At 66.2% G+C, this 19,398-nt stretch carries 16 protein-coding genes, 3 pseudogenes and 1 riboswitch; of the genes and pseudogenes, 7 read left to right on the plus strand and 12 right to left on the minus strand.

Features of this window, described 5'->3' with window-relative positions; genetic code table 11:
• Together ACN0T5_RS13390 and ACN0T5_RS13395 are read left to right on the plus strand one after the other, a co-directional pair.
• Positions 1-183 (plus strand): annotated as a pseudogene (locus ACN0T5_RS13390) (hypothetical protein); the annotation flags it as partial.
• A 232-nt stretch (positions 184-415) separates the two neighbouring features.
• The gene (locus tag ACN0T5_RS13395; RefSeq protein WP_417769143.1) at positions 416-760 is read left to right on the plus strand and encodes an acyl-CoA thioesterase; all 345 of its coding nucleotides are present in this window, start codon (positions 416-418) and stop codon (positions 758-760) included.
• On the opposite strand, the gene ACN0T5_RS13400 is transcribed toward ACN0T5_RS13395, so the two are convergent.
• Together ACN0T5_RS13400 and ACN0T5_RS13405 are read right to left on the minus strand one after the other, a co-directional pair.
• Positions 724-1,104: a hypothetical protein gene (locus ACN0T5_RS13400; RefSeq protein WP_417769104.1), complete on the minus strand. Its 381-nt coding sequence runs from the start codon at positions 1,102-1,104 to the stop codon at positions 724-726. The two genes, ACN0T5_RS13395 and ACN0T5_RS13400, sit on opposite strands and share 37 nt — an antisense overlap.
• A 44-nt stretch (positions 1,105-1,148) precedes the next feature.
• Positions 1,149-1,286, minus strand: a riboswitch (SAM-I-IV-variant riboswitch).
• 328 nt (positions 1,287-1,614) lie between these two features.
• Complete coding sequence (locus ACN0T5_RS13405; RefSeq protein ID WP_417769105.1) at positions 1,615-2,880, minus strand: MFS transporter; 1,266 nt, start codon at positions 2,878-2,880, stop codon at positions 1,615-1,617.
• Between the two features lie 761 nt (positions 2,881-3,641).
• Between ACN0T5_RS13405 and ACN0T5_RS13410 the strand changes: the two genes are divergently transcribed.
• On the plus strand, positions 3,642-5,075 hold the full coding sequence (locus ACN0T5_RS13410) for an amidase (protein ID WP_417769106.1): 1,434 nt from the start codon (positions 3,642-3,644) through the stop codon (positions 5,073-5,075).
• A 373-nt stretch (positions 5,076-5,448) separates the two neighbouring features.
• Here the strand turns inward: ACN0T5_RS13410 and ACN0T5_RS13415 are convergent, their stop codons facing one another.
• The 6 genes from ACN0T5_RS13415 to ACN0T5_RS13440 all read right to left on the minus strand — a co-directional run bounded on the left by ACN0T5_RS13415 (position 5,449) and on the right by ACN0T5_RS13440 (position 11,223).
• Positions 5,449-6,318 (minus strand): isocitrate lyase/PEP mutase family protein, encoded by an 870-nt coding sequence (locus ACN0T5_RS13415; protein ID WP_417769107.1) that lies wholly within the window; start codon positions 6,316-6,318, stop codon positions 5,449-5,451.
• A gap of 109 nt (positions 6,319-6,427) precedes the next feature.
• Positions 6,428-7,702 carry a TRAP transporter large permease gene (locus ACN0T5_RS13420; RefSeq protein ID WP_417769108.1) on the minus strand — a complete coding sequence of 425 codons (1,275 nt, stop codon included), beginning with the start codon at positions 7,700-7,702 and terminating at the stop codon, positions 6,428-6,430.
• A 6-nt stretch (positions 7,703-7,708) separates the two neighbouring features.
• Complete coding sequence (locus tag ACN0T5_RS13425; protein ID WP_417769109.1) at positions 7,709-8,215, minus strand: TRAP transporter small permease; 507 nt, start codon at positions 8,213-8,215, stop codon at positions 7,709-7,711.
• Positions 8,216-8,296: 81 nt separating this feature from the next.
• The gene (dctP, locus tag ACN0T5_RS13430; protein ID WP_417769110.1) at positions 8,297-9,295 is read right to left on the minus strand and encodes a TRAP transporter substrate-binding protein DctP; all 999 of its coding nucleotides are present in this window, start codon (positions 9,293-9,295) and stop codon (positions 8,297-8,299) included.
• A 331-nt stretch (positions 9,296-9,626) separates the two neighbouring features.
• The gene (locus ACN0T5_RS13435; protein WP_417769144.1) at positions 9,627-10,241 is read right to left on the minus strand and encodes a DNA-3-methyladenine glycosylase I; all 615 of its coding nucleotides are present in this window, start codon (positions 10,239-10,241) and stop codon (positions 9,627-9,629) included.
• A 259-nt stretch (positions 10,242-10,500) separates the two neighbouring features.
• A complete protein-coding gene (locus ACN0T5_RS13440) occupies positions 10,501-11,223 on the minus strand; it encodes a protein phosphatase CheZ (protein WP_417769111.1) in 723 nt (240 codons plus the stop codon).
• A gap of 183 nt (positions 11,224-11,406) precedes the next feature.
• Here ACN0T5_RS13440 and ACN0T5_RS13445 point away from each other — a divergent pair, with 183 nt between their 5' ends.
• The 3 genes from ACN0T5_RS13445 (at position 11,407) to ACN0T5_RS13455 (ending at position 14,092) form a co-directional block, all read left to right on the plus strand.
• Positions 11,407-12,189, plus strand: coding sequence for a DUF2927 domain-containing protein (locus ACN0T5_RS13445; RefSeq protein WP_417769112.1), 783 nt, complete (start codon positions 11,407-11,409; stop codon positions 12,187-12,189).
• 239 nt (positions 12,190-12,428) lie between these two features.
• Positions 12,429-13,178: a L,D-transpeptidase gene (locus tag ACN0T5_RS13450; RefSeq protein WP_417769113.1), complete on the plus strand. Its 750-nt coding sequence runs from the start codon at positions 12,429-12,431 to the stop codon at positions 13,176-13,178.
• Positions 13,179-13,378: 200 nt separating this feature from the next.
• Positions 13,379-14,092, plus strand: a complete 714-nt coding sequence (locus ACN0T5_RS13455; protein WP_417769114.1) for a hypothetical protein — start codon at positions 13,379-13,381, stop codon at positions 14,090-14,092.
• A gap of 8 nt (positions 14,093-14,100) precedes the next feature.
• Here the strand turns inward: ACN0T5_RS13455 and glcF are convergent, their stop codons facing one another.
• The 4 genes and pseudogenes from glcF to ACN0T5_RS13475 all read right to left on the minus strand — a co-directional run bounded on the left by glcF (position 14,101) and on the right by ACN0T5_RS13475 (position 18,208).
• Positions 14,101-15,444 (minus strand): glycolate oxidase subunit GlcF, encoded by a 1,344-nt coding sequence (gene glcF, locus ACN0T5_RS13460; RefSeq protein WP_417769115.1) that lies wholly within the window; start codon positions 15,442-15,444, stop codon positions 14,101-14,103.
• 1 nt (position 15,445) lies between these two features.
• Positions 15,446-16,639 (minus strand): annotated as a pseudogene (locus tag ACN0T5_RS13465) (FAD-binding protein); the annotation flags it as partial.
• Positions 16,567-16,758: pseudogene (locus ACN0T5_RS13470) on the minus strand (hypothetical protein); the annotation flags it as partial. The pseudogenes ACN0T5_RS13465 and ACN0T5_RS13470, both read right to left, overlap by 73 nt.
• Entirely contained in the window at positions 16,712-18,208 is a 1,497-nt protein-coding gene (locus ACN0T5_RS13475; protein ID WP_417769116.1) for an FAD-linked oxidase C-terminal domain-containing protein, read from the minus strand. The pseudogene ACN0T5_RS13470 and the gene ACN0T5_RS13475, both read right to left, overlap by 47 nt.
• A gap of 187 nt (positions 18,209-18,395) precedes the next feature.
• On the opposite strand from ACN0T5_RS13475, the gene ACN0T5_RS13480 reads away from it, so the two are divergent.
• The gene (locus ACN0T5_RS13480) at positions 18,396-19,352 is read left to right on the plus strand and encodes a LysR family transcriptional regulator (protein WP_417769117.1); all 957 of its coding nucleotides are present in this window, start codon (positions 18,396-18,398) and stop codon (positions 19,350-19,352) included.
• Positions 19,353-19,398 lie beyond the last annotated feature (46 nt).

The following is a 19,398-nucleotide window of genomic DNA, read 5'->3' on the forward strand; positions in this document are numbered from 1 at the left end:
GTGCAGCAGGCGGCGGAAGGCACCGGTGCGGTCACCCGCAACATGGAGCTGCTCGCCTCGACGGTGGAGAGCACGTCGGCTGCGGCCGGCAACGTGCTCGACGCCTCCGGCGCCATGAGCCGCAACACCGATGCCCTGCGCGAGGAGATCGACCGCTTCCTCACCGAAGTCGCCGCCGCCTGAGGCGTTCGCGATCCGGCCTCATGGCCACACAATCGCTCTGCCGACCCCGGCCCGCCCCGCGCGGGCCGGGGTTTTCGTTGCACATGCCGCGATGCAAAGCCCTCGCGCGATTTCCACCGTCGCGAATTGGCTCTAGGGTCAGGGCACATTAAATTCACGAAAGAGGATCCTGCCCGTGACAGACGAGAGTGCTGCGACCGAAAGCCCGAGCGGCGAGTTGACGTTGAGAACCATGGCAATGCCCGCCGACACCAATGCGGCCGGCGACATTTTCGGCGGCTGGGTCCTGTCGCAGATGGACCTGGCGGGCGGCATCGCCGCCGGCCAGCGGGCAAGGCTGCGTGTCGTCACAATCTCCGTCGACCGGATGACCTTCATCCGCCCGGTGCATGTGGGCGACGTGCTTTGCGTCTATTGCCGCGTGATCGGCGTCGGCCGAACATCGATGAAGATCGGCATCGAGGCCTGGGCCCTGCGCCACCGCCACGGCGAGCGCGAGAAGGTCACCGACGCGACCTTCACCTTCGTCTCCGTCGATGATCAGGGCCGGCCGATACCGGTACCGCCCGACGAGTGAGGGAAACGCGGCGCGGCCGCGTGGCGGCGGCGCAGGCGGCTCCTCAGCCGTCCGGCCAGTTCCGGGTGGCGCGCCGCGATATCGCGAAACAGCACCTCGTCGACGACATTCCGGCAGCCGCCGGCCCAAAGCCCCACAAGCACCGCCAGCCGGTCGGCCCGCTCCGCCTCCGGAAGGATGTCCCTGTCCGGCGCACAGCCGCCAAAGCCCGGGGCGCGCATCCGCAACCCGACCGCCAGCACGCGCATTTCGGCGAAGGACACCCGCGTCACGGAGGCACAGCGGCTACGGGCCGGCAGGGCGCCGGCGACGTCGGCAGAGACAAGATGCGGGGCATTCGACATTAAAAAATCCTCCATCGGTTTCCCGAGGAGGACTGGCGCGGATCAGATGACCGTTTCGTTGCCGCTTTCGCGGCCACATCCCCAAAACGCGGACCGGTTGTTCCGGTCTTTCGTGTCAGGGAGACCACCTTGCCCGGTCGGGCAGGTTGGCGAGGGCGCCAGCCCTTCTCTTGATGACGGATTCGTCATGCCACGATCCGGCGTGCCATGCAAGGTCCAAACCGCCGTCCCAGGACGTGAACTCATAGTTCTGGCGAGAAACGGTATGAGGGAACGGGACTGGATACCAGGAGCAAACCTGCAGGAAACCGCCCGGTTTTCAAGGGGGTGCGACGCCGTTGCCAGCCCGTTCCCTCATACCCCGTTCTCTCATACCAAGGGGGGCGCCCGTCCGGCTTCGATCCGCGGCGTCAGACAGCTTGACCGGGGCCCCACCCCGGCCATCGCGGCCTTTCTGGCGGATCATTGCCGGACCGGGCGCCGTTTCCGCCACAATCATGAGTCCACGTCCTAGGCCGCGTCGCGCGGCAATTCCTCCTCGTCCTCCTCGGCGCGCGGATCCAGCGCCAGCGTCTCGGGAGTGGAGAAGCGCACGCCCGAGGCCATGGCAACGAAGTCGTCCTTGTCCTCGCTCGGCAGTGCGCTGCGCTGCGTCATCCGCCACAGCGCGAAGGCGATGAGACAGGCATGTGCGGCCGAGGTCACGGCGAACAGTCCCTGCGGCGTGGTCAGTGTCATCATCACGGCCGCAAGCAGCGGTCCGACCACCGAGCCGGCACCGAACAGCAGCAAGAGGCCCCCGCTCGTCTTGAGGAATTCACCCGGCGGCGTGTGATCGTTGGCATGGGCGACAATCACCGGATACATCGAATAGATCATGCCGCCGAAGGCGCCGACCAGCGCGATGACTGCCACCGGCGACAGTGCGCCGCCGAGGCTGAGCGCAGCACCGAGCAGGCAGCCGGCACCGGCGATGCCGATCAGCACCAGACGCCGGTCGACCCGATCCGACAGCATGCCGATCGGCACCTGGATCAGCGCGCCGGCCAGCAACGCCACCGACATCATCGTCGCGATGGAAGAGACCGAGAGGCCCACCTGCCGGCCGTAAACGGCCCCGAGCGTACCGAAGGCGCTGTTGGAAATACCGACCAGGAAGACGCCGATCACCGCCACCGGCGAGTTGTGCCACAGCGCCCTGAGGTCGAGGCGCGCCTGCGACAACGGCTGCGGGGCGGCGGCAGTCGACAGCGCGGTCGGCAGCAGCGCCATGGAATAGATCATCGCGCCGAAGACGAAGAACAGGAAGCCGGCGGTGTCGCCGAGCGTCAGCAGCATCTGGCCGAGCATCGTCGCGCCGAGATTGATCATCGTGTAGATGCCGAAGATCCGGCCCCGCGTCGCCGGACTGGCGCGCTCGCTGAGCCAGCTTTCCACCACCATGGCGGCACCGGCGAAACAGAACCCGGAAAGGGCCCTGAGCGGGATCCAGGCGGCAGGGGTCATGAACACCAGGTTGAGCAGCACGACGATGGAGGCCAGCGAGCAGAACACGCCGAAACAGCGGATATGGCCGACGCGCTTGACGATCACCGGGGTCAGGAGGCAACCGGCGATATAGCCGATCGCCCAGCCCGTGCCGAGCAGGCCGAGCGAGGTATCCGAAAACCCCTCGAAGGAGCCGCGCAGCGGCAGCAGCAGGCCATGCAACCCGCCGGCGGTGAGCAGCAGCGCCGACCCGACAAGAAGAGCTGCAATGGGAAGGATCTGGGTCATGAACTGGCCGGCCAAAGTGAAGGAAACGGGAGGTTGAACGGATCGAGGGTTGAAAAGCTGCCGCGAGCGGACGCGGTACAAGGCGCTCGCCTCCGTCCTCTCCGACCGCATTGCGACGGCATGATGGCAACCTAACAAAATCCCGAGCGATCACAACATGTCCTCGGCTGTCATGCCCGCAACGGCAGGCATCCGGTATCCGCGGGCGGGAGAGAGGCGACAAGGAGCCGACCCCGCCGCCTCAACCGTGACAAGGACAAGCCGCGACCCGGCGCCCATTCGTTCCCGGAGCGGGGGCAGTGGTGCGGCGGAGGCCATGTATCAGGTCGGTCGACGGACGGCGATGAGTTCCGTGGCTGCCGCAAGCGCCGGGAGCCCTCACACCTGCCGGGGTTGCCAATGGATCCCGCTCGGGGCGGGGGGGCAGCCGAGACGGAGGCAGGTGCCTTGCGCTGCCCTATCTCCGGAGCCGGGATGACACGGAAAAGCAGCAGGCGCCTGCGTGCCTGATCCGCGGCGGCTGAAGCTCACGCTCTCTTTCGCCGCCCAAGCCCCTGTTGCCGCTTGCATATCCTGTGCAAGATGCGCCAGTGTCGGTCAACGGGTGAAAACGCGCGTGCCCCGCGCCGGACCGCTCCCCGGCCGGCCGACGCCGTCCGTTGTCGCCCGGCATCCCCTGTCCGGCATCATCGATCAGGCATCCCCTGTCCGGCAGGGGCCTTCACCCCGAACCCACGCGAACCACAACAGGAGAGAGACGAATGGCGAATGGCGAGATCACCAGCCTTGGCGCGCGGGCCCTGTCGCGGGCGATCCATGAACGCCAGGTGTCAGCGCGCGAGGTGATGGAAGCAACGCTTGCCCGCATCGCCGAGGTCAATCCGAAGATCAACGCCATCGTCTCGCTGCGCGAGGCCGACGCGCTGCTGGCCGAGGCGGATACGGCAGACGCCGAGTTGGCGGCCGGCCGCTCGCGCGGTGTCCTGCATGGCATCCCGCAGGCGATCAAGGATCTCGCCATGACGGCGGGCCTGCCGACCACGATGGGATCGCCGGTTTTCGCCCGCCAGGTGCCGGAGGAGGACAGCATTCATGTCGCCCGGGTGCGGGCGGCCGGGGCCATCATCATCGGCAAGACCAACGTGCCGGAATTCGGCCTCGGTTCGCATACCTACAACCCGCTGTTCGGCCCGACGCTGAACCCGTATGACCGGACGAAGAGCGCCGGCGGATCGAGCGGCGGGGCGGCGGCAGCGCTTGCCACCCGCATGCTGTGCGTGGCCGATGGCAGCGACATGATGGGTTCGCTGCGCAACCCCGCCGCCTTCTGCAACGTGATGGGCCTGCGCCCCAGCTACGGGCGCGTACCGGCCGGCCCCGCGCCTGAGGTCTTCTTCGACACGATGGCGACCGACGGACCGATGGCGCGCAGCGCCGATGACCTTGCCCTGCTCCTGTCCGTGCAGGCCGGCTATGACCCGCGCGCGCCGCAGTCGCTTCCCGGTGACGGATCGGAATTCGCAGCCGAACTTGCCGACAATGTCGCCGGCATGCGCATCGGCTGGCTCGGCGACCTCGGCGGCCACCTGCCGACGGAGCCGGGCGTCCTGGAACTCACCCGCACGGCGCTTGATGTCTTCGCCGGTCGCGGCTGCACGGTGGAGGATGCGGAACTTGCCTTCGATGCGGAGCGCGTCTTCCAGGCCTGGATCGACCTGCGAAGCTGGCGGGTAGCCGGCAAGCTCGGCCCGCTTTACGAGGCGGCTGCCACCCGCGACAAGCTGAAGCCGGCGGCAATCTGGGAAATCGAGAGGGGGCGGGCCTTGTCGCTTTCGCGCATCGAGGAGGCGAGCGCGGTGCGCAGCGCTTTCCACCGGGCGATGCTTCGGCTGTTCGACCGCTTCGACGCGCTGGTCATGCCGAGCGCCCAGATCTTCCCCTTCGACGTCACGCTCGACTGGCCGGCGGAGGTCGCGGGCCGGCCGATGGACACCTATCATCGCTGGATGGAAACCGTCGTCCCGGCAAGCCTGCTCGGCCTTCCCGCGATCGCCCTTCCGGCCGGCTTTTCCGCGGGCGGTCTGCCAGCCGGCTTCCAGTTGATCGGCCGGCCGCGCGACGATCTCGGCTTGCTGCGCCTCGCCAAGGCTTATGAATGCGGCACGGACTGGCTCACCCGCGCACCGGAGCTCTGACAGCCAGGCGTGCGGAAATGCGGAGACCGCTCCGGGGGGGAAGCGGTCTCCGTGCCGGGAGCCGATCGGGATGGCCTCCCGCGGAACCGGCGGCGGTTTCCGACAGCGTAATCGGGAATGGCCGTCGCGCCGCCTGCTCCGTTTCAGGTACGCGGGCACGGGGCGGCCGGATCACGGACGACAGCCCGTGGCAGATGGCCGGGTTCACCGGAGCGATTAAAAAACTCAGATTTTCGATCAATTTTGCGCAAAAAATTGCAAAAATTGTCCGGTCTTGTCGAAATTGCACGCATGCACGGAGGCCCGCGCCGCCACATCCGGGCCCGGCCCGGCGCAGGCCCCGGACAGGGGGCCCGGCCAAGCTCCGGATTGCTCAGTCGCGCCGGTCGGCGTAGCTCGCCTCTTCCTCGTAATAGGCATCGAAGCCGACGGCCTTGCGCAAATCGGCGAAGTCGAGAAGCGCCTCATTCGGATGGCCGCCCGCCTTCATCACGGCAAGCGCCTCCTGCATGGCCCGCGTCATGGCGGAGAGCAGCGTCAGGGGATAGGCGGCAAGCCGGTAGCCGATGCGCTCAAGTTCGGCATGGGGCAGCATCGGCGTCGCGCCGCCCTCCACGAGGTTCGCCATGTGGACGCCCGGCACCTCACGGCAGATTGTCTCCATCTCTTCAATGCTTTGCGGCGCCTCGACGAAGAGCATGTCGGCACCGGCGTCGCGAAACGCGCGGGCGCGCTCCAACGCTTCGTCGAGCCCGTGGCCGTGACGTGCATCGGTGCGGGCGAGGATAAGGATGTCGGCCCCCTCCTCGCGCGCGTCGACCGCCGCCTTGATGCGGTTCACCGCCTCGACCCGGTCGACGACCAACTTGCCGCGCGTGTGGCCGCAGCGCTTGGGCGCCACCTGGTCCTCGATCATCACGGCGGCCATGCCGGCCTGCGCGTATCCCTTGACCGTCCGCTTCACGTTGAGCGCGTTTCCATAGCCCGTATCGCCATCACCGATCACCAGTGCCCGTGTCGCGGCAACCACGTTGCGGGCCGTGTCGACCATCTCGCCATAGGAAATGAGGCCGGTGTCGGGCTGGCCGATGCGACTGGCCGAGACGGCGAACCCCGACATGAAGGTTACGTCGAAGCCGGCATCGCCGATCAGGCGGGCGGAGAGACCGTCGAAGCAGCAGGGCATGACGGTGAAAGGGGTGCTGGCCAGATGGGCACGCAGCCTTGCGGCGGGTGAGGACATTGTTTCCTGCCTTTGTTCTGCCTGACGGCCGGCCCCGCAAGCGGAGCCGGCAAGTCCTTGTTTTCAAGGGACCGAACGCCCCGGTGGTTGGCCGGGGGACTGGCGGCCGCTACAGTTTGAAGGGGATATAGAGCACCAGGTCGGTCCACCAGAAGATCAGCAGGACGCTTGCCAGCATGATCGCCAGGAACGGCCAGACGCCGGTCGAAACCTCGCCCATCGTCGCCTTTCCGACAGCCTGTATGACATAGAGATTCAATCCCACGGGTGGCGTGATCAGCGCGCATTCGACCATGATGACGAAGAAGACGCCGAACCAGATCGGGTCGATCCCGAGCGCGAACAGCGCGCCCGAGAGCACCGGAACCATGATCAGCATCATGGAGAGTGCTTCCAGGAACAGCCCCATCACCAGAAGAACCAGCGCCACGACCAGGATGAACATGCCGGCGGTCGAGATATGCTCGGACAGGAACATCGAGATGTCCTGCGGGATCCGATAGAGCGTGATCGCCTTGCCGAAGACCTTGGCGCCGCACACGATCAGCAGGATCGCCACCGTGGTGGTCATGGATTCGGCCACCGCGTCGCGCAGCTTCGGCCAGTCGAGCGTTCTCAGAACCAGACCGACGACAATCAGCGAGCCGAGGAAACCGACGGCTGCCGCCTCCGTCGGCGTGAAGATGCCGGCATAGATGCCGACGATGACAAGTCCGGCCAGCAGCACCGTCGGGAAGGCCCGGATTGCGGTTGACCGGCGCTCCCCCCAGCTCGCCTTGGGGCTCGGCTGATAGTCGGCGGCGAAGCTTGCGTAAAGCACTGACCAGGCGATGAAAAGCGCCATCAGCATGAGGCCGGGGCCGATGCCGGCGAGGAACAGCGCGATGATCGATTCCTCGGTGATGACGCCGTAGACGATCATCGGGATCGACGGGGGAATGAGGATGCCGAGCGTGCCGCCGGCGGCGAGCAGGCCAAGCACGAAGCGGCGCGGATAGCCGCGCGCCGTCATCTCCGGAATCGCGACCGTGCCGATGGTGGCGGCGGTGGCGACCGAGGACCCGGAGATCGCCGCGAAGATGCCGCAGGACAGGATGGTGGCGATCGCAAGCCCGCCCGGCCAGTGGCCGACCCAGGCCTGGACGGCGGCGAAGAGGTCGCGGCCGACACCGCCCTTGAGCAGCACGTTGGACATCAGCAGGAACAGCGGCACGGCGATCAGCACGAAGCTGTCAGCTGCCGACAGCAGCCCCTGCGGCACCATCAGCGGCGACAGTCCGCCGAAGTAAAGCAGGCCGAGACCGAGGCCCGCGAGCGTGAAGGCGACCGGGATGCCGGCCAGGAGCAGGGCGAAAAGCGCCAGGAGAATCAGAATGGTGGTCATGTCGCCTCAATGCTCCAGCGGCGCGCGGGGCGTGTCATCGGGTCCGTTCAGCGCCACCCGCAGCGCCTCGACGAGCGCTTGCAGGGAAAGCAGGGCGAAACAGGCGGGAAGCGACGCTTGTGCCCACCAGGCCGGCAGGTCGAGCATCGAGCCGGTGGTGCGCCCGCGGGTCAGGGAATCGCCCGCGATGCCGCCGCCATAAATGACGATGAAGAGGGCCAGCGCGGCCACGAAGAGCAGCGCAAAAACCTCCTGCGCCTGGCGCAGGCGCGGCGGCAGGTGGTCGGTGACCAGGGTGATCACGATGTGCTGGCGCCTATGCACCAGGATCGCAGCGCCGCCGAACGTCGCCCAGACAAGAAACATGCGCGACAACTCCTCCGCCCAGATCGTCGGAGCGATGAAGACATAGCGCATGATGACCTCGTAGCAGAGCATCAAGGCGATCGCAAAATAGGCCCAGCCGGCGACGGTCCCGACGAAGCGGGACACGTGGTCGATCATACGCAGCATCGGCGTCATCCGTGCATGTTGACTGTCGGGAGAAACCGGGGCGGCGACCGCCGCCCCGGAACTATGCGGCAGGACGCGGGCTCAGTTGCCGAGCGCGCGGGCAGCCGTGAGCACCTTGGCTCCCAGGTCGCCGGAATCGGCGAGGAACTGGTCGTAGACCGGCTGGGCGGCTTCCATCCAGGCGGCGACTTCCGCATCGCTGAGCTCGTAGACGGTCATGCCGTTTTCGCGAGCCGCGTCATAAGCCTCGGTCTCGATCTTGGTCATGCGGTCGCGCACGTCGTTCTCGGCGAAGAGGGCGGCTTCCGTGATCCACGCGCGCTTCTGGTCGGACAGGCCCTGCCAGAACTGCTCGTTGACGACGACGATGAACTCGATGTCGGCATTGTTGGTCACGGTGATCGTGTCCATCACCTCCCACAGGCGACGGCTCTTGACGCCGGACACGCCGGTCATGCCGACATCCACGGTGCCGCGCTGGTAGGCGATGTACTGCTCGGAACCGGAGACCAGCGTCGGCGCACCGCCGGCGGCCTTGATCCACTCGCCGAGCGTCTTGCCGAAGACGCGGACCTTCTTGCCGACGACATCGGCCGGGGTCTTGATCGGGCCGCCGTTGGACAGCAGCACCGAACCGCCATAGGCCTGCCACCAGACGACACGTGCGCCGGTTTCCAGGATCGCCTCGTCAAGCGGTCCGCGCACCGGGCTGCCCGGAGCAACCGCCTTGCGCACCAGTTCCTCGCTGTTCAGCAGGAAGGGCATGTAGAAAACGTCCACCGCCGGCACGTCGCCGACATAGCGGGTGAGCGAGGCAACGCCCATCTCGATGGAGCCGGAGCCGACAGCCTGCGGAACCTCGTTGTCCTTGTAGAGCTGTGCCGAATCATAGATCTCGACCGCGATCTCGCCCTTGGAGATTTCCTCGAGCTTCTGCTTGAAGAGCGACAGGTTCTCGCCGAGATGGCTCTTGAGCGGCAGCTGCAGGGTGATGCGCAGCGTCGTCGTCTCGGCCCAGGCTGCCGACACAGTCAATGCAAGGCCGGCGGCAAGGCCGACGGCGAAACGAGCGAGTTTCATAACATTCCTCCCTTCGGGCGCCCCCAACCGCGCGCCCGGACGCGGCACCTTCTGGCAGCCGCCTGTTTTACGTTCAGACGCGCGGGAAACCGGCACATGCCGCTTTCCCCCGCCCCCGTTCCGGTCCCAGGACCTTGGGCAACATGAATAACCTCATGCCGGCCGGCGATCCTACACGATTTGCCGGGCCCGAGCACAGTTTCGAACCGTGTCCACAACAACCGGTGCGCACCGCGCCTCCAGCCACGGAGCCTCGGCAAATACAACAAGAGCTAAGCGCATGCACCGCCTTAGCGCAACTACCGAAATCGACTGGCGTCCGTCGAGCGTTCTATTTTGGGCGGACAAAATCCGAGCGCTGTTGCTCCACCTGCTCACGTATGCAGCAGCCTTCGAGGTGATCGTTGACCAGCCCCATTGCCTGCATGAACGCATAGACCGTGGTCGGCCCGACAAAACTCCAGCCGCGCTTCTTCAGGTCACGCGACAAGGCCCTGGACGCGGGCGTCTGGGCAAGCACCGACAGGGACGCGTGATCGAAGCGCGCGGGACGCTCGGAGGGATCCGGCTCAAAGCTCCAGAAATACGCGGCGAGCGATCCATGTTCGGCAGCAAGGTCACAGGCGCGCCGCGCGTTGTTGATGGTCGAGACGATCTTGCCGCGATGGCGCACGATGCCGGCATCGCCGAGCAGTCGCTCGACATCCGCATCGCCAAACCTTGCCACGGCCTCGGGATCGAACCCGGCGAAGGCCTTGCGGAAATTCTCGCGCTTGCGCAGGATCGTCAGCCAGGACAGGCCCGACTGGAAGCCCTCGAGGCAGATCTTCTCGAACAGGCGCCGGTCGTCCGCCACGGGCCGCCCCCACTCGGTGTCATGATAGTGCAGATAGTCGGGCTTGTTGCCATGCCACCAGCAACGCACGGCGCCGTCCTCCCCGACCATCAGCCCTGCGGCCGGCTCCCCGTGTTCCTCGTCCAAAGTCAGTCTCCCATGCTTGCCCCGACCGACGTCCGGTCGCATTGTTCACTATTTGTTCGAGATAGCAGAGAACAGCGCCGACTGGCAAGCAGCGCCACGGAATGCGGCGCCATGCCGGCTTCGCCCGCATGCTGCAGGAATTTCCAGGAAAACTGCCCGAACCGGATGTCCGCCGCAGGCCTGCGGCACGGATGCTTCGGTTTCCCTCATCGAGGCGGAGCGCTCAGGCGAACAGGGCGTCGATGTCGTCCTGGCTGGCGACACCCTCATCGATGTCCAGAGCCGGGCCGTTGAGCAGCGCGGCGTCGCCTTCACGCTGCGATCGGGCCTCGGGCTGGATCGACTTGAACGTCTCGATGCCGCCCCAGATCTCCATCATTCGGATGATGCGATCCTCGATGAAGCGCAACGTTCCGATCACCTTGGTGATGCGCTGCCCGGTCAGGTCCTGGAAGTTGCAGGATTCGAAGATCTGGATGACCTTCTCCTGAATGTCGTTGGCAAGCTCGGCATCCTGGCCGGAAAGCCGCGCACTCAGCGTGTTGGCTGTCTCGTCGATGAATTCCGCCGCCGAGAGAATGCCCTCGGTCGCGCCCTCGGTGCCGCTGACGACCGCGTCGAGCTCGTTGGTCACCCGTGTCATGTCCTGGCTCTCGGAGCCGGCGGTGTTGTGCAGGGTGGCGATCTCGCGCTTGGTCTTGGCGATCGCCTCGTAGATCGAATCGAGCTCGGTTTTCAGCTTCACCGCCTCGCCCAGTTCCTGCTTGAACTTCTCAAGCACCTGGTCGCCGACTTCCTCGGCCGGACGGATCAATGCCTTGAGCGAGGCGATCTCCGCCATCAGTTCCTGATGGCGATAATCGGAACCTGCCGCCGAGGAGGAGGTGTTGACGCCCGACTGCTGCAAAAGGCTTTCGGCTCTAAAGGCTCTTCTCGTCGCCATCATGGTCGGCTTCGTCTCCAGATCTCGGACCGGGTGCGGGACAATCTATACAAGTCGAGTTTTAAGGAATTGTTCCTCCGGAAGGCCCTTGGCCGGCCACGTGCCGAAAGGTCACGGCCACCGCCGAAGTCGCGCAGTGACGTGATTTTGCTTTCCGCACGGCTCTCGGGTTTTGTATGGTTGACGATGGCGGTCGACGCTCGCCGTCCCCAAACAGAGAGCCTGAACCTGTTCGTGCGCCGACCGATACCGACATTTGTCGTCCTGATCTTCTGCGCCCTGCTCACCGGAGCCGGGCTGCCGGGCAGCGCGCGCGCGACACCCTATACGTTCTCAACCGAGGAACTGGTCGACGGGTTCCTCAAGACCGTTTTCGGGCTCGAGTACCGTTCGTGGAGCTGGCAGCCCTATCTGGTCAAGAAATATGCCGGGCCGGTGCGCTTCTATGTGCACAACATGGCGCGCAAGAACCGCAAACCGACCGTCTATCGCTTCATCGACCAGATCGGTGCGAGCATCCGCGGACTGGCGACCACCATCGTGGCAAACCCGGCGGAGGCAAATTTCCACGTCTACGTGGTTGACCGCAGCCAGTATCGCGACGTGGTCCGCCGGCAGATCTACAAGGATCCCAACGCAGATGTCCCCGGCCGCTGTCTCGTGCGGGTGGTCTCCGACAGCCGCGGCATTTCGCAGTCGGCGGCGGTGATCGTCTCCGACGAGGGCGATTTCCTGTTCCGGCGCTGCCTGGTGGAGGAACTCCTGCAAGGGCTCGGGCCCATGAACGACGACCCCTCGCTGTCCCATTCGGTCTTCAACGACCGGTCAAGGCACAGCCGCTTCACCTCTTTCGACCGGCTGATCCTGAACATGCTCTACCACCCGCGCATCAAGCCGGGCATGCGCCCTGCCCAGGTCGAGCCGCTGCTGCCCTCGATCGTCCGCGAAGTGCGGCCCCTGGTAAACTGAAGCCCGCCTTTTCGTTAACCGGCGAGCCCGGGCGATTCAGGACTTGTTGACCACGTCCCTCAACGCCGCGCTAACCACGCCACGCGATTCCGTTCGGACTTGCGTCAAGGTTTACGTTTGACTGCCTGCAACCGGATATTCTTTCGACCCATGTGCCGATGCAGCGGTCCGGAGCCATCCGGCGCCGTCCGCCCGGGCGCATGAACCCGTGTACCGACGAAGAGGTTGCGAGTACGTCGATGCAACGAACATCAAGACTTCTTGCCGCGCTGGCGTTGATCGGCGCTTTCGCGCTGTCGCCGGCCCAGGCCGACTACCGCAGCGGCGCCGGCGCGCCGCCGCTTCTGCTCAGCCCGGACCTGACCGAACCCTGGGTGCTGCAATTGCGGCCGCACCGGCGCAGCCTGCGCGCGCAGGTGACCAGCCGGCCGGCGGCGCGCGTGCGCCCGCCGGCGCACTCGAAACCGCGCCACATGCAGCGGGTGCGCCACATGGGAGCGGTCGCCCCCGGCGCCCCTGCCCGCCAGCCGCCGCAGCGCACGGTCGACCCCCGGTTCCTGCCGACCACGGTTGCCTATGACGGCAACCACGCGCCCGGAACGATCGTCATCGACACCAACGAGCGCTATCTCTACCTGGTGGAGGCGGGCGGTTTCGCACGGCGCTACGGCGTCGGCGTCGGACGGCCCGGCTTCGAATGGGCCGGCACGCACAAGGTGACCCGCAAGGCGGAATGGCCCGACTGGCGGCCGCCGGCGGAAATGCGCCAGCGCCAGCCCAGCCTGCCGACCTTCATGCCCGGCGGACCGAAGAACCCGCTTGGCGCGCGCGCCCTCTATCTGGGCTCGACGCTCTACCGCATCCACGGCTCGAACGAACCCTGGACGATCGGCAAGGCTGTCTCCTCGGGCTGCATCCGGATGCGTAACGAAGACGTTATCGACCTTTATCAGCGCGTGCCGGTAGGGGCCAAGGTCCAGGTGATCTGAGGATCTTCAAGGTATTGTACCAGTTGTGCTTTTAAAATGGCCCGCGGCAGACATGCCGCGGGTTTTTTGTTCGCCTTCGCCACTCGCGTTAACTATGTACAACATCTTATTACATTGTAATTAATTACAAGGTATAGTTATTGCCGCTTTCGGCCAACGCAGGCGCCCCCATTCCACCGCCAACAACAGGAGGCTCAGCAGTGGCGAAACGCATTCTCACTGCTGAAGAGACCCTCCGCAGATCCGACGAGATCCGCGCGGAACTGAACCGGCTTGTTACCCGGCCGCAATTCACCCAGGCTCCCAAGGCGCGACGCCTGATCGTTCACCTTGTCGAGGCCAAGCTCGACGGCAAGCCCGAACTGCTTTCGGAACGGGCCATCGCAACGGAAGTCTTCGGCCTCGATCAGAGCTACCCCCAGCGAGCCAATCCGGTTCTGCGTCATACCGTCCTCAGGCTTCGTCAGGCACTTGCGGCATGCAACGACCTGACGGCCTCGTCAACGCGGCCTCATGTCGAGCTCCCCGACAACAGCTACGAGCCGCGTTTTGTCATTTTCGTGCCCGAAGGCGAGACGCCCGCTGCGGAGCAGCCCCAGATGCCGACGGAAAAGGCCGCCGCAGAGAACCGGCTTTCGGTTCGCGGGCAGGTCAGGCCGGTGCAACGGACGGGGCAACCTCGGGAGAAAGCCGGGAGCGAGGCCCGCAATGCCTCGCCGCCATACCGGCCCCGCCCCTTCCGGATTTCAGGACGGGCGTCCCGCGCATTGCTGCTGGTCGCGACACTCTCCGCCGCCGTTCTTGCGATCGGCTATCTTGTCTTCGCAGCGCCGATGACGGACCTGCCGCGATTGGCAGAAAGCCCGCCGGCCATTGCTGTATGGCCTGTCACTGAACAAAAGCCCGCAAACTGAACGGCCTGTCAGCCAGCCGCCTCCACCGTATCCCCGGCCAGAGCGGTCTCGCGCAGGGCAAGCGGCACCGGCCCGCCATAGGCCCAGTCGAGCAGTTCCGCCGTGTGGACGATGGGCAAGCCGGTGCCACCGCCGATCTGGGTCATGCAGCCGATATTGCCGGTGGCGACGAGATCGGGCGAGGTCTTCTCGATATTGGCGACCTTCCGGTCGCGCAGGCGGCGGGCGAGGTCCGGCTGCAGGATGTTGTAGGTGCCGGCGGAGCCGCAGCACAGATGGCCCTCGGGCACATCGCGCAAGGTGAAGCCGGCCGCCTTGAGCAAGTCCTTCGGCTGGCGGGTGATCTTCTGGCCGTGCTGCATCGAGCAGGCTGAATGATAGGCAACGACAAGCCCGCCCGGACGTTCGGGCGGACCGAGTTCGAGCGTGGGAAGGAACTCGCTGATGTCCTTCGCCAGTTCCGATACGCGGGCGGCCTTTTCCGCATAGGCGGGATCGCCGCGCAGCATGAAGCCGTAGTCCTTGATCGTCGTGCCGCAGCCCGATGCGGTGATCAGGATGGCATCCAGCCCCTCGCCCTCGATCTCGCGCCACCAGGCATCGACATTGCGGCGGGCGTCAGTGAGCGCCCGCTCCTCCTTGCCCATGTGATGGACAAGCGCGCCGCAACACCCCTCCCCCTCAGGCAGAACCACCTCGATGCCGGCGCGGGTCAGCAGGCGGATCGCGGCCTCGTTGATCTGCGGGGCAAGCACCGGCTGGGCGCAGCCGGACAGCATCGCGACGCGGCCACGGCGCGCCGTTGTCGCTGGGAAACTCCCCGGCCCCTCCATCGCGGAACGAAGCGGCGCTCGCGCGGGCGCCAGTTCCAGCATCGCGCCGAGCGGCTTCAGCGGCCCGCCCAGCGCCTTCAGCAGGCCCGCGAAAGGCCGGGCGAAGAATGCGGCAAAGAGCGACATGCGGAAGCGGCCGGGGTTCGGCAATACGAAGGCCAGCAGTTCTCGCGTCAACCGGTCGGCGAGCGGCCGCTTGTAGGTCTGCTCGATATGGGCGCGGGCGTGATCGACCAGATGCATGTAGTGGACGCCCGACGGACAGGTCGTCATGCAGGAGAGACAGGACAGGCAGCGGTCGACATGGCGGACGGTGCGCGCGTCCGCCGGCCGGTCGTTCTCGAGCATCTCCTTGATGAGGTAGATGCGGCCGCGCGGACTGTCGAGCTCGTCGCCAAGCAGCGTGAAGGTCGGACAGGTGGCCGTGCAGAAGCCGCAATGCACGCATTTGCGCAGGATCTTTTCCGATTCCGCCATGTGCGGATCGGCAAGCTGGTGGATGGAGAAGCTGGTCTGCATATCAGTGTCCCGCGGTCATGCGGCCCGGATTGAGGATGCCGTGTGGATCGAACTGTTCCTTGAGCCGGGCCGACAGGGCGGCAAGCGGCCCGGGCTGCGGCTGGAACACAGGTATGGCGGAGCGAAGGGGAGCGGACGCGCGCACCAGCGTGGCGTGCCCGCCACCCGCGGCCGCGATGGCGGAGCGAATCTCCCCGGCGCGAGCCTCCTCGCCCGGCACGGCGAGCCAGACGAGGCCGCCCGACCAGTCGTAGAAGGCTGTGCAGGGGAAGGTCTTCTCGAGCGTCCCGACCACGGCGGGGCCGGCGGTCGGGGCAACGGAGAGACGCCAGACAAGGTCACCGGTGCCGACGAAGGCTTCCGCGTCGCGCACCGCTCGCCAGAGGGCGCGCGAGGCCCCGGCCTCGATCCGCGTGACGCGGGCGCGCGCTCCGAGCAGGCCGCGCAGCTGTTCGAAACGGTAGTCGACGGAAGGACCGAAGCCCTCCAGCCGCAGCAAGGTGGAGGGACCGGCGAGCGCATGGCCGCGCGCGGCAAGGCTGGCTGATGCGGCCTCGGGCAGATGCGCGGCGGCGGACACCTCCGCCGAAGCCCCCATGGCAGCGGTCATCGCAAGGGTGGCCTCGCCGTCGGAAAGACCCGACAGCAGGAAGGTCGCCTCAGTCTCGGCGCGCGGCAGCACCTTCAGCGTCAGGCAGGTGGCGACCGCCAGCGTCCCCCACGATCCGGTGAGCGTGCGCGGCAGATCGTAGCCGGTCACATTCTTCACGACCCGGCCGCCCGATTTGAAGATCTCGCCGCGCCCGGAGATCGCCTCCATGCCGAGCACATGGTCGCGTGCCGCGCCGTGCTTGAGCCGCTTGGAGCCGGCAAGGTTCGCGGCGATCACGCCGCCAAGCGTGCCAAGCCCCGCAGGCTGGCCGAGCAAGGGCCCGTAATCGAGGGGATCGAAGGCGAGTTCCTGACCGGCAGCGGCAAGGGCTGCCTCGATCTCGGCCATCGGCGTGCCGGGCAGTGCCGTGAGGATCAGCTCCTCCGGTTCGTAAAGCTCGATGCCGGAAAGCAGCGACATGTCGAGCACATGGCCAGCCTGGACCGGGCGCCCGAGGGCGCGCTTGGAGGCCTGGCCGACGATTTCCAGCGGCTCGTGCTCGGCCGCCGCCCAGCGGACGACGTCGCGAGCCTCCTCCGCCGTGCGCGGCTTGAACGTGTCTGGCATGGTGTCTTCTCGTCCTGGCTTGCGGTTCGGCTCTGTCGGAAACGGGGGTCAGAAGCGGGGAATGTCGGGAAACGGCAGTTGCCCCTTGCTGACATGCATGCGGCCGAGTTCGGCACAGCGATGCAGCACCGGGAATACCTTGCCCGGGTTGAGCAACTGTTTCGGGTCGAAGGCGCATTTCACCCGCTGTTGCTGCTTGAGGTCGTCCTCGGAGAACATCTCCGGCATCAGGTCGCGCTTCTCGATGCCCACGCCGTGCTCGCCGGTCAGGACGCCGCCGACCTCGACGCAAAGCCGCAGGATGTCCGCGCCAAAGGCTTCGGCCGTCTCCAACTCACCGGGCTTGTTGGCGTCATAGAGAATGAGCGGATGCAGGTTGCCGTCGCCGGCGTGGAAGACGTTGGCACAGCGCAGTCCGTGCTTCTTGCTGAGTTCCCGCATACGGGCAAGCACCTCGGGCAGGGCCCTGCGGGGGATGGTGCCATCCATGCAGAGATAGTCGGGCGAGATACGCCCGACGGCCGGGAAAGCCGACTTGCGCCCGGCCCAGAAGGCGAGCCGTTCCTCTTCTGAATTGGAAACCCTGAGCGAGGTGGCACCGTTGCGCCGGGCAATGGCCTCGACCTCGGAAAGCAGGTAGTCGACCTCGGCGTCCGGACCGTCGAGCTCGACGATGAGCAGGGCGCCGGCCTCCCGCGGATAGCCGACATTGACGAAGTCCTCGGCGAAATTGATGGCCAGCTCGTCCATCATTTCCATGCCGCCCGGGATGATGCCGGCGCCGATGATCTCGGCCACGCACTGGCCGCCGGCCTCGCTGGAGGGGAAGCCGACCAGGGCGGCGCGCGCCGTCTCCGGCTTTTGCAGGATGCGCACGGTCACCTCGGTGACGACGCCGAGCAGCCCTTCCGAGCCGGTCATCAAGGCCAGCAGGTCGTAGCCCTCGGCATCGAGATGCTTGCCGCCCAGGCGGATCACCTCGCCGGTGATCAGCACCATTTCCAGGCCAAGGACGTTGTTGGTGGTGAGCCCGTATTTGAGGGAATGCACGCCGCCGGAGTTTTCGGCCACGTTGCCGCCGATGGAACAGGCGATCTGCGACGAGGGATCGGGGGCATAGTAGAAGCCCAGATGCTCGACCGCGCGGGTGATGCCGAGATTGGTGACGCCCGGCTGGGCGACCACCGCGCGATTCGCCTCGTCGACCTCGATCACCTGGTTGAACTTCATCATCGACATGAGGACGCCGTCACCGACGGGCAGCGCGCCTCCGGACAACGAGGTGCCAGCGCCTCGCGGCACCACCTTGACCCCGTTCTCGTGGCAATAGCGCAGCACCGCCGCGACCTGTTCGACGGTCTCCGGCAGAACCACGACCATCGGCATCTGACGGTAGGCGTTGAAACCGTCGGACTCGTAGGGCCGCATGCCGATCTCGGCGTCAATCACGCCTTCGCCCGGAACCATCGCCTTGAGTGCCTTGACGATTTCCGCTCGCCGCGCGATCACGTCGCTGTCGGGTACGGGCATGGCAATGCCGGTCATGGCGTTGTCCTTCCTTTCGGTTCAAGATGCGGCTTCAACAAATCCACCCGGATGGGCCATACGTACAGATCCGTGACTGAGAAACCCGACGGTCCCGGGGCGGAACGGGCACTTGACCCAGCTTACATGTCCTGCATCTGTCATAAATCTTTGAAAGCAGACAAAAACCAAGTCCGGTGCGTTGAAAATGAGCAGTTTTCCAGACATGGAGATTTTCGCCCGCGTGGTCGGGGCCGGCAGCATGTCGGCGGCGGGCCGCGAGATGGGCCTCTCGCCGGCAGTGGTTTCCAAACGCCTGCGCCGGCTCGAGGATCGGCTCGGCACGCGGTTGCTGCAGCGCACCACCCGGCAACTGGCGCTGACGGAGGCGGGCCAGGGCTATTACAAGCGCGTCGTCGCCATCCTTGCGTCGGTCGAGGAGGCGGAGGCGTTCGTCACCCGGCGCTCGGCGATCGCGCGCGGCACGTTGAAAGTCAGCGCGCCGACGGCCTTTGGCCGCATGCATGTCGCCCCGCATCTCGGCGCCTTTCTTGCCGACAACCCGGACCTGTCCTTCAATCTCGACCTTTCCGACGAGTTGATCGACATTGTCGGCGAAGGCTACGACCTTGCCATACGGATCGCGGAACTTGAGGATTCCAGCCTTGTCGCACGGCGGCTGGCGCCGGTCCACAGGGTGCTGTGCGCCGCGCCGTCCTATCTGGAGCGCCACGGCGCGCCCGGATCCGTCGAGGATCTGCAGGCCAATCATTCGTGCATCTCGACCACCCAGCAGGACATCTGGCGACTGGCCGGGCCTGACGGCATCGAGATGGTGCGCACCGGCGGGCCGATCCGCACGAATTCCAGCGAAGTGGTGCGCGAGGCCCTTCTGGCCGGACTCGGCATCGCGCTCAGGTCGACATGGGACATCGGCCCGGAACTGCGCGACGGCCGGTTGCGCATCGTCCTGCCGCATTACCGCGCCTCGAAGAATGTCGGCCTGCACGCGGTCTATCCGAGCCGGCGCTTCCTGCCGGCGAAAGTCCGGGTGTTCATCGACTTCCTCGCCAAGCTCTATGGCCCCGCACCTTACTGGGACCAGGGGCTCGAGCAGTGGCTGACGATCCCCGACAGCGCACCGGCGGCGGCCGAGGCCGGATGATGTCGAACGGCGCAAGGGCGCCAATGCGACATACTGCCCCTGCCCT

The organism is Stappia sp. (genome assembly GCF_048261845.1).
Classification (GTDB): Bacteria; Pseudomonadota; Alphaproteobacteria; order Rhizobiales; family Stappiaceae; genus Stappia.

Excerpts from the sequence above, each read along its gene's own strand:
- ACN0T5_RS13395 (WP_417769143.1), top strand. The coding sequence starts at position 416 with ATGGCAATGCCCGCCGACACCAATGCGGCCGGCGACATTTTCGGCGGC.
- ACN0T5_RS13400 (WP_417769104.1), bottom strand. The coding sequence starts at position 1,104 with ATGTCGAATGCCCCGCATCTTGTCTCTGCCGACGTCGCCGGCGCCCTG.
- ACN0T5_RS13405 (WP_417769105.1), bottom strand. The coding sequence starts at position 2,880 with ATGACCCAGATCCTTCCCATTGCAGCTCTTCTTGTCGGGTCGGCGCTG.
- ACN0T5_RS13410 (WP_417769106.1), top strand. The coding sequence starts at position 3,642 with ATGGCGAATGGCGAGATCACCAGCCTTGGCGCGCGGGCCCTGTCGCGG.
- ACN0T5_RS13415 (WP_417769107.1), bottom strand. The coding sequence starts at position 6,318 with ATGTCCTCACCCGCCGCAAGGCTGCGTGCCCATCTGGCCAGCACCCCT.
- ACN0T5_RS13420 (WP_417769108.1), bottom strand. The coding sequence starts at position 7,702 with ATGACCACCATTCTGATTCTCCTGGCGCTTTTCGCCCTGCTCCTGGCC.
- ACN0T5_RS13425 (WP_417769109.1), bottom strand. The coding sequence starts at position 8,215 with ATGCTGCGTATGATCGACCACGTGTCCCGCTTCGTCGGGACCGTCGCC.
- dctP (WP_417769110.1), bottom strand. The coding sequence starts at position 9,295 with ATGAAACTCGCTCGTTTCGCCGTCGGCCTTGCCGCCGGCCTTGCATTG.
- ACN0T5_RS13435 (WP_417769144.1), bottom strand. The coding sequence starts at position 10,241 with ATGGTCGGGGAGGACGGCGCCGTGCGTTGCTGGTGGCATGGCAACAAG.
- ACN0T5_RS13440 (WP_417769111.1), bottom strand. The coding sequence starts at position 11,223 with ATGATGGCGACGAGAAGAGCCTTTAGAGCCGAAAGCCTTTTGCAGCAG.
- ACN0T5_RS13445 (WP_417769112.1), top strand. The coding sequence starts at position 11,407 with ATGGCGGTCGACGCTCGCCGTCCCCAAACAGAGAGCCTGAACCTGTTC.
- ACN0T5_RS13450 (WP_417769113.1), top strand. The coding sequence starts at position 12,429 with ATGCAACGAACATCAAGACTTCTTGCCGCGCTGGCGTTGATCGGCGCT.
- glcF (WP_417769115.1), bottom strand. The coding sequence starts at position 15,444 with ATGCAGACCAGCTTCTCCATCCACCAGCTTGCCGATCCGCACATGGCG.
- ACN0T5_RS13475 (WP_417769116.1), bottom strand. The coding sequence starts at position 18,208 with ATGACCGGCATTGCCATGCCCGTACCCGACAGCGACGTGATCGCGCGG.
- ACN0T5_RS13480 (WP_417769117.1), top strand. The coding sequence starts at position 18,396 with ATGAGCAGTTTTCCAGACATGGAGATTTTCGCCCGCGTGGTCGGGGCC.